The 7755-nt window shown below is 62.0% G+C and carries 9 protein-coding genes; 7 read left to right on the top strand and 2 right to left on the bottom strand.

Features of this window, described 5'->3' with window-relative positions; genetic code table 11:
* Positions 1-281: 281 nt before the first annotated feature.
* Entirely contained in the window at positions 282-542 is a 261-nt protein-coding gene (locus AC0L3E_RS34270) for a DUF2934 domain-containing protein (protein ID WP_127331827.1), read from the top strand.
* Positions 543-553: 11 nt separating this feature from the next.
* Here the strand turns inward: AC0L3E_RS34270 and AC0L3E_RS34265 are convergent, their stop codons facing one another.
* A complete protein-coding gene (locus tag AC0L3E_RS34265; protein WP_473606863.1) occupies positions 554-1246 on the bottom strand; it encodes a glutathione S-transferase family protein in 693 nt (230 codons plus the stop codon).
* Positions 1247-1305: 59 nt separating this feature from the next.
* On the opposite strand from AC0L3E_RS34265, the gene AC0L3E_RS34260 reads away from it, so the two are divergent.
* On the top strand, positions 1306-1818 hold the full coding sequence (locus tag AC0L3E_RS34260; RefSeq protein ID WP_013532473.1) for a DinB family protein: 513 nt from the start codon (positions 1306-1308) through the stop codon (positions 1816-1818).
* Positions 1819-1929: 111 nt separating this feature from the next.
* Here the strand turns inward: AC0L3E_RS34260 and AC0L3E_RS34255 are convergent, their stop codons facing one another.
* Positions 1930-2889 (bottom strand): LysR substrate-binding domain-containing protein, encoded by a 960-nt coding sequence (locus tag AC0L3E_RS34255; RefSeq protein WP_027037936.1) that lies wholly within the window; start codon positions 2887-2889, stop codon positions 1930-1932.
* Between the two features lie 110 nt (positions 2890-2999).
* On the opposite strand from AC0L3E_RS34255, the gene AC0L3E_RS34250 reads away from it, so the two are divergent.
* From AC0L3E_RS34250 to AC0L3E_RS34230, 5 genes are all read left to right on the top strand, one after another.
* Complete coding sequence (locus tag AC0L3E_RS34250; RefSeq protein ID WP_292457520.1) at positions 3000-3833, top strand: hypothetical protein; 834 nt, start codon at positions 3000-3002, stop codon at positions 3831-3833.
* Between the two features lie 45 nt (positions 3834-3878).
* Positions 3879-4805: a DMT family transporter gene (locus tag AC0L3E_RS34245; protein WP_473606862.1), complete on the top strand. Its 927-nt coding sequence runs from the start codon at positions 3879-3881 to the stop codon at positions 4803-4805.
* Complete coding sequence (locus tag AC0L3E_RS34240) at positions 4798-5001, top strand: hypothetical protein (protein WP_024504288.1); 204 nt, start codon at positions 4798-4800, stop codon at positions 4999-5001. Before AC0L3E_RS34245 ends, AC0L3E_RS34240 begins: the two co-directional genes overlap by 8 nt.
* Positions 5002-5163: 162 nt before the next feature.
* A complete protein-coding gene (locus tag AC0L3E_RS34235; protein ID WP_127268153.1) occupies positions 5164-5613 on the top strand; it encodes a Ros/MucR family transcriptional regulator in 450 nt (149 codons plus the stop codon).
* A 124-nt stretch (positions 5614-5737) separates the two neighbouring features.
* Positions 5738-7615, top strand: a complete 1878-nt coding sequence (locus AC0L3E_RS34230; protein WP_473606861.1) for an ABC-F family ATP-binding cassette domain-containing protein — start codon at positions 5738-5740, stop codon at positions 7613-7615.
* Positions 7616-7755 lie beyond the last annotated feature (140 nt).

The following is a 7755-nucleotide window of genomic DNA, read 5'->3' as shown; positions in this document are numbered from 1 at the left end:
TATAATGGGGTGTGTTATTGCCCGAGAAGCGCTCGGAAAGCCAATTGCTTGGCTTTCCGAGCGATGAACGGTGAAAGCCCGGTCCGCCTTCGGGCGGATTGAAAGGTCCAGTGGACCTTTCAAAGGGTTTGAACGCCCGAAGGGCAGGGAGCGATAGCGAAGGGCAGGCCGCTGCGCTTTTCTGTGCTCCCGAAGCCGAGATCAGACGGCTACACAGCAACGCGTTGCTTGCTATACTCGCGTGTCGGCGCCGCGCTGAGGTCGGGCCGTATGGAGACACCATGACCATGACAGACGATCGTCAGGAACGCATTCGCAACCGTGCGCACCAGCTCTGGCTGCAAGAGGGCCAGCCGGCTGGCCATCATGAGCGCCATTGGCATCAGGCGGCCGCCGATGTCGACCAGGAGGACGCCGCGGGCAAGTCGGCGGCCAAAAAGCCAACCAGGAAGGCAACTGGCGCCGCCAAGGCAAAGGCCGCCCCCAAGGAGGCAAAGGCTGCCACGAAGGCCGGCAAGCCAAAGAAGGCGGCGGCCAAGTAAGCTTTACGGCGTCAAGCCGCGGCGGCGATCTTTCGTCCCAGCCCGCCATGCAGGTCGAGGCAGCGGGCGAACCACTGCGCCACCACGTCGCCGTCGTCGAGCAGTTGGTAGGGCGAGGCTATGCGCGCCCATTGCAGGGCGCCGAAGACGATATAGTCGCTGAACAGCGGCACCGCGCCGCCGATGAATGGCTGATAGAAGAGCGTCGAGCGCAATGGCTCCAGCGAGGCTCTGAAATTGCCGAGCCCGGCCTCCCTGGCGGCCATCACCTCCTCCAGCCGTTTGCCAAGACGCTGCTCCCGGCTCTGGCGGAAGTAGACGGCGTTTTCCGCGTCCTGCATGGCATGGAGGTCCATGATGGCCGCGGTGGTCACGTAGGGATGAATGGTCACTTGCGACCAGCGTTCGATGAAGCGCGCCATCGCCTTGCCGCCTTCACCGCCAAACAGCGTCGGCCGGTCCGGATAGGCCTCATCGAGATAGAGCGCGATGGCGAAGGAATCCGCGACGACCGTCTCGCCGTCCCGGATCACCGGAACGGTTTTCGAAACGCCGCCCTCGACAGCGGGCACCTCGAGAAAGCGCGTCGGTACGGTCGATATGTCGAGCCCCTTGTGGGCAAGCGCCATCACCACCTTCCAGCAATGCGGGCTGAACGGACGTGTGGTGTCGCGTCCGACGAGATCATAGAGCAGAATGGTCATTGGCGGCGGCGTTCCTGCGGGTTAGGTAGGCCCCGCATCGACGTGAGCCGAGGGAAGCCATGAGACAGCATTTCATGATGTTTGCGGCCTATAATCAATGGGCCAACGGTCGCATCTATGATGCCGCCGCCGAACTCGATGATGAGGAATTCAACCGCGATGTCGGCGCCTTCTTCGGCTCGATGATGGGCACGCTCAACCACCTTTTGACGGCCGACCGGATCTGGATGAAGCGCTTCACCGGCGAGGGCGACGCGCCGACGACACTGGATGCCATCCTGCATCGGGGGCTGACCGGCCTGCGGGCGGCGCGTGAAGCCGAGGACAGGAGGATCATCGATTGGGTCGGCGGCCTCAATGACAAGGCGTTGACGGGCCGCTTCACCTACATGACCGTTTCGGACATGCGCACCGTCTCGCAAAGGCTGGCGCCGGCGCTGGATCATGTCTTCAACCACCAGACCCACCATCGCGGCCAGGCGCATACGATCCTGACCATCCTGGGACGGCCAAGCCTGGGGTTGGACCTGATGCTTTTTCAGCGGACCGAGGAGGGCAGAGCTTTCGCCTGATTCGGTGCCGTCCGAAGGTCGAAGAGCTTGCGCCTACTATCGCTGCATTTTGTGCTGCAGCATTGTCTTTGCATCTGAAATTAGCCGGCACACCGGATACTTGCCCGAGATTCAGGCGGCCGTCGAAGCCTCGCCCCTGATTTCGCTGTCCAGTTGGCACTGCGTCAGAGCCGCTTCCGCCATCACCCACTGCTTGAACAACTGGACCTTGCGTGCGGCAAGGCCTCTCAGCGGGGAAACAAAATACCAACCAGCCGTGTTCGGGTGGTGGACGGCGAAGGGAGCCACCAGCCTTTCGGCGCGGATGTCGCTGGCCATATAGGCACGGTTGGCCACCGCAAAGCCCATCCCGGAATTGGCTGCCTCGTAGGACATCATGCACGAGTCGAAATAGATGCTCTTGGTCTCGCTGAGCACGAAGCTGGCGCCGGCGAAACCAAGCCAGGATTGCCAATTCTGGGTGCAGGTGTCGGAATGCAGCAGGGTGAAGTGCTTGAGGTCGTCCGGTGTCACTTTCGACAGCCGCTTATCGCCGAGAACTTCGTGGAACAGCTTGCGGCTGCACACCGGTGTCAGGTCTTCGCGAAACAGCAGATCGGATTGCAGCCCGTGAAAGTGACCGTCGCCATAACGGATTTCGAGATCGAATTCCGAGGCCGTGAACTCATGCGTCGCGTAGGAGGTCGAGACCCGCATCACGATATCGGGATATTGCTGCTGGAACAGCGGCAGGCGCGGAAACAGCCAGCGTGCCGCAAAGGTCGGAAGCACCGATATTTTTAGCACATGCTCCTGCGATTGCCCGGTCGCTTCCATGCTGGCGGCGACGATTCGCTCCAGCGCCTCGCGAACGCGCGAGACATAGGTCTCGCCCTCCGGCGTCAACGACACCGCATTGCCGCCGCGCTGGAAAATCTTGAAACGAAGCTGATCCTCAAGGCTTTTCACACGCTGGCTGACCGCTGAAGCGGTAATAAACTGTTCTTCGCCGGCACGCGTGAAATTACCGTGCCTCGCAGCACTCTCCACGATTTTAAGCGAATTGAGGTTGACCTGACTGAGCAGACGCACGGTTTCGACCTTAAGCTTGGCTTACACTAGCACCAGCATTCCTAATTTTACAGGGGTGGGTGAATTAATCGACTGTTTACCAAGTGTTGCCCCCATCCTGGAGAAGTACAATGAACGCCCATACCATTCCCGAACTGCGTTATGCGATGAGCCGCGAAGCCATTATCGGCCATGAAACCGCCTGGAAAGTGTCGAGTTTCGGTGTCGCGCAATATTTGCACGGCTATGACCCGGCACTGCTTGCCGCGATCGAGGAGGCTGCCCTGAAGCTCAAGGCCAGCCATGCCGTGCACAAGCACCTCGATCTGACCTTCATCACCGGGGCCGACCGTTTCATCCCCGAAATCAAGGAATTGCTGCATGACAAGCTGCGCCTGGAGCGGCTGTCCGACATGACGGGCACCAAGCTGGAGCCCTATCCGCTGTCGATCGTCGGCTCGACGGTCACCTTCATGAATCCCAACGACGGCGCCGTGGAGTGGCATTGCGATGGCGTTCCGGTGACCGAGCTCATCCCGCTGTCGATCAGCAATCCGCTGGTCGGCGGCCACCTCGAAATCTACTGCGACGACTCCGAAACCGGCCGCGCCATTCTCGAAGCCGGGCGCGAGATCCCGCGCAACAGTGTCATGCGCATCGATCACAAGATGAACTACGCGACGCTCGGCCAATTCCTGGGCGTCCTGCATCGCACCGCTCCGATCCGGTTCGGCGAGCGCGTCACGCTGGTGCTCAACCAGCGCTCGGTGGCCAAACCCTATGTCGACGATAACAGAATGTTCTATCTCGCCGCCGACAACGACCACGACCGTGAGTGGGTCAGCGAACTGGCCGAAGATGTCTGGACCAATCAGCTGCCGGCCTATCGTCGGTTCGAGGCGGAGCATCCCGTGCCCACCGCCGTCGAGGCACCGGTTCCGGGCGGAGCCAGGGAATCATGGTAACGAGGCATGACCCCGAAAAGTCGGAACCGGTTTTCGGACAGGATCATGGTCGAACAGCAAAATAGAGTCCCATGCCGATTGTTTCGGCAGGGATCCGGCTCGATATCCGCGTTGATCTTCGCTGCCGGTGCGGTGGCGTTGTGGTCCACCAATGCCCTGGTCGGCAAATCCCTGCTGGCCAGCCACCCGGTGTCGCAGGTCCAGTTCCTGCAATTTGCAGGCGCAGCACTCGTCTTCGCCGCTATCAGATTGATGAGCCGCGAAAGAGTAGCACCGGTCACCGCCGGGGCGGCGCTCATCTCTCTCGCGATCGGCTTCATCGGCCTGGTCGGCACCATGGTGCTGCAATACATCGCCTTCGCTTCGATGCCGGTGATCGAGGCCAATCTGACGGCCTACACCTGGCCGTTGATGGTCGCGGCGGCAGTCATCGCGTTGGAAAATCCAAGGCGTCCGGCACTGTTGGGTCTCGCCGCGGTGGTGGGCTTCATCGGCGTTGCACTGGTGATTTCGGGAGGGCGCAACCAATCCTGGTTCGAGGGCGATCTGGTCGGCTATCTCGCCGCATTCGGGTCAGCGCTGTGCATGGCCTTCTATTCGATCATGGTGGGACGGGTGGCCACTCCAGCGGATCGCCTGTTGCTGCCATCGTCTTTGGTTGGCGTCGCTTTGATGTTTCTGTGGTGCGCTCGCGACGGTTTCACCTGGCCCGTCGGCCCGGACCTGGCCCTCGGCCTTTATCTCGGCGCCGGTCCGATGGGCCTGGGCTACTATTTCTGGTCGCGCGCCTTGAAGCTTGAAGGCAGCGGCAGGGTCGCGGTGGTCGCCTATCTCACGCCGATCGCCTCGACCCTGCTTTTGACCTTGTCCGGCGAACGGCTGACGGTGACAGCCATTGTCGGAGCCATCCTCGTCATCGGCAGTTGTGTCGCGGTCGGTGTGGAACGTTCGGAGGCCGAAAACCATGTTTGACGAGAATGAGCGTCTGGCCATTCAGGAAGCGCATTGGCTGATCGACGAATTCGGCGCCGAGGCACCGCTCTACGCCGCGATGAGGGCCGAAAAGGCGATAGAACAAAAGGATTTCGCGCGTTGCGCCCGCTGGAAGCGTATTCTGGAGATATTGGACGAAAGTCCTGCCGCTAAGTCTGCTGGTTCCAAGTATTAGATTTTCTAATTTGCACGGCGTCGATTTCGCATGAATGCTATTTTTGCCGATTCTTCATTCTTTTATGAGACTTGGCGGTCCGTTGGGGGACGCGGTTAAAGAGATACATCGACACAAGTCTTCGCTGGGGTGGAGGATTTTGTCGCAAATAAGGTGAAAGAATTGTCAAATATCGATGATAAGACCGTTATCGAGCTGACGGCCGATATTGTCTCGGCCTATGTAGGCAACAACCCTCTTCCGGCTGCCGGCCTGCCTGAGTTGATTGCCAGCGTCAGTGCTTCGGTTCGCAAGCTCGCTGGTGCAGTTGTCGCGGAAACTCCAAACCTGGTTCCGGCAGTCAATCCGAAGAAGTCGGTGTTTCCCGACTACATCATTTGCCTTGAGGACGGAAAGAAGTTCAAGTCGCTCAAGCGGCATCTGCGGACCGACTACGGCCTGAGCCCGGACGATTATCGGGCCAAATGGGGCTTGCCGCCGGACTATCCGATGGTTGCGCCAAACTACTCGGCGACGCGATCGGCGCTGGCAAAGTCGACGGGACTTGGCCGCAAGCCGGCAGCAGCGCCGGCCGCTGTCGCCAAGGCAACGAAGCGCAAGGCGACTGCCTGAGAGCAGGCAAGCCACTGTTCGGCTGCTTTGACGACGCCCTCGCGGGCGTCGTTTCGAAGCCTTGTGCGGCCAACTGGCCGGCAAGGCCTTGCGAAGCGTTGATGTCCGGTGCAAAAGCGCGGCCATGCTGATCATCAACGACTTATCGCTCCGCATGGCCGGACGCCTGCTTCTCGACCATGCCTCGCTGACCTTGCCGGCCGGCACCAAGGCCGGCCTTGTCGGCCGCAACGGTACCGGCAAGACGACGCTGTTCAAGGCCATCACCGGCGATTTCCCGTCCGAGACAGGCTCGATCAGCCTGCCGAAGAGCACCCGCATCGGCCAGGTGGCGCAGGAAGCGCCGGGCACCGAGGATGCGCTGATCGAGATCGTGCTCAAGGCCGATCTCGAACGCACGGCGCTGCTCGAAGAAGAAAAGACGGCGACCGATCCGCACCGCATCGCCGACATCCATATGCGGCTGGCTGATATCGACGCGCACTCAGCCGAATCCCGCGCCGCCACCATTCTCGCCGGCCTCGGCTTCGACGACGCTGCGCAACGGCGTCCGGCCTCGTCCTTCTCCGGCGGCTGGCGCATGCGCGTGGCGCTTGCCGCGGTGCTGTTTGCCGAGCCCGACCTGCTGCTGCTCGACGAGCCGACCAACTATCTCGATCTCGAAGGCACGCTGTGGCTGGAAAACTACGTGTCGAAATATCCGCACACCGTGCTTTTGATCTCGCACGACCGCGACCTGCTCAACCGCGCCGTCAATTCGATCGTCCACCTCGACCAGAAGAAGCTGACCTTCTGGCGCGGCGGCTACGACCAGTTCGAACGTCAATATACAGAGCAGAAGGAATTGCAGGAGAAGGGCCGGGTCAAGCAGGAGGCCGCGCGCAAGCATATGGAATCCTTCGTCGAGCGGTTCCGCGCCAAGGCCTCCAAGGCCAGACAGGCACAGTCGCGTATCAAGGCGCTGGAGAAGATGAAACCGATCGCGGCCCTCGTGAACGATTCGGTGCGGCCGTTCTCCTTCCCCGAGCCGGTGAAGACGGTGGCCTCGCCGATCGTGGCGCTGAACAACGTCAATGTCGGCTACACCGAGGGTCAGCCGATCCTCAAGAAGATGACGCTGCGCATCGACGCCGACGACCGCATCGCGCTGCTCGGCGCCAACGGCAACGGCAAGTCGACCTTCGCCAAATTGCTGTCCGGCCGGCTCAAGCAGGAGAGTGGCACCATGACGGTGGCGCCCGGGTTGAAGGTGGCGATCTTCGCCCAGCACCAGCTCGACGACCTCCGGCCGGACGAAAACGCCTACGAGCATGTCCGCCGGCTGATGCCGGAGGCCCCGGAATCGAAGGTGCGCGGCCGCGTCGCCCAGTTCGGCCTCACGACCGAGAAGATGAACACCGCCGCCAAGGATCTGTCGGGCGGCGAGAAGGCGCGGCTGCTGATGGGGCTGTCGGCCTTCGAGGGGCCAAACCTGTTCATCCTCGACGAACCGACAAACCATCTCGACATCGATAGCCGCGAATCGCTGATCCATGCGCTGAACGAATTTCCCGGCGCCGTGATCCTGATCTCGCATGATCGCCATCTGCTGGAGGCAACCGCCGACCGCCTGTGGCTGGTCAAGGACGGCGCGGTCAACCCCTATGACGGCGATCTCGAGGACTACAAGACGCTGGTCACCGGCGTCTCCGGCGACCGCCGCGGCAAGCGCGAGGCCGACAAGGCGTCAAAAGCCGACCGCCGCCGCGATGCGGCGGCTCGCCGCGCCGCCTTCGAGCCGCTGGCCAAGGAGATCCGCGCCACCGAAGCGCTGATGGACCGCATTCGCAAGCGCATCGACGGCATTGAGGACGAACTGGCCAATCCGGCGGTCTACGAGAAGGATCCCTCGACGGCGACACGGCTGGCCAAGGAGCGCTCGCAACTGGCCCAGACGCTGGCCGGCCACGAGGAAAAGTGGCTGACCATGTCGGCAGAGTATGAGGAAGGCACGGCGGAGTGATTACCCTCCCCCTTGTGGGGAGGGTCGATCCGCGAAGCGGAGCGGGGTGGGGGTCTGCGCCACCCCCCCCCCCCCCCCGGGGGCGCCCCCCCCCCCCCCCCCGGGGGGGGGGTGGTGTGGGGGGGCGCCCCCCGCCCGGG

The organism is Mesorhizobium sp. WSM4822 (genome assembly GCF_055811155.1).
The sequence above is the reverse complement of the archived record's forward strand: the minus strand, read 5'-3'. Positions and strand labels throughout refer to the sequence as shown.

Bases quoted from the DNA above. Each gene is read 5' to 3' on its own strand.
- AC0L3E_RS34270 (WP_127331827.1), top strand. From the start codon at position 282: ATGACCATGACAGACGATCGTCAGGAACGCATTCGCAACCGTGCGCAC.
- AC0L3E_RS34265 (WP_473606863.1), bottom strand. From the start codon at position 1,246: ATGACCATTCTGCTCTATGATCTCGTCGGACGCGACACCACACGTCCG.
- AC0L3E_RS34260 (WP_013532473.1), top strand. From the start codon at position 1,306: ATGAGACAGCATTTCATGATGTTTGCGGCCTATAATCAATGGGCCAAC.
- AC0L3E_RS34250 (WP_292457520.1), top strand. From the start codon at position 3,000: ATGAACGCCCATACCATTCCCGAACTGCGTTATGCGATGAGCCGCGAA.
- AC0L3E_RS34245 (WP_473606862.1), top strand. From the start codon at position 3,879: ATGGTCGAACAGCAAAATAGAGTCCCATGCCGATTGTTTCGGCAGGGA.
- AC0L3E_RS34240 (WP_024504288.1), top strand. From the start codon at position 4,798: ATGTTTGACGAGAATGAGCGTCTGGCCATTCAGGAAGCGCATTGGCTG.
- AC0L3E_RS34230 (WP_473606861.1), top strand. From the start codon at position 5,738: ATGCTGATCATCAACGACTTATCGCTCCGCATGGCCGGACGCCTGCTT.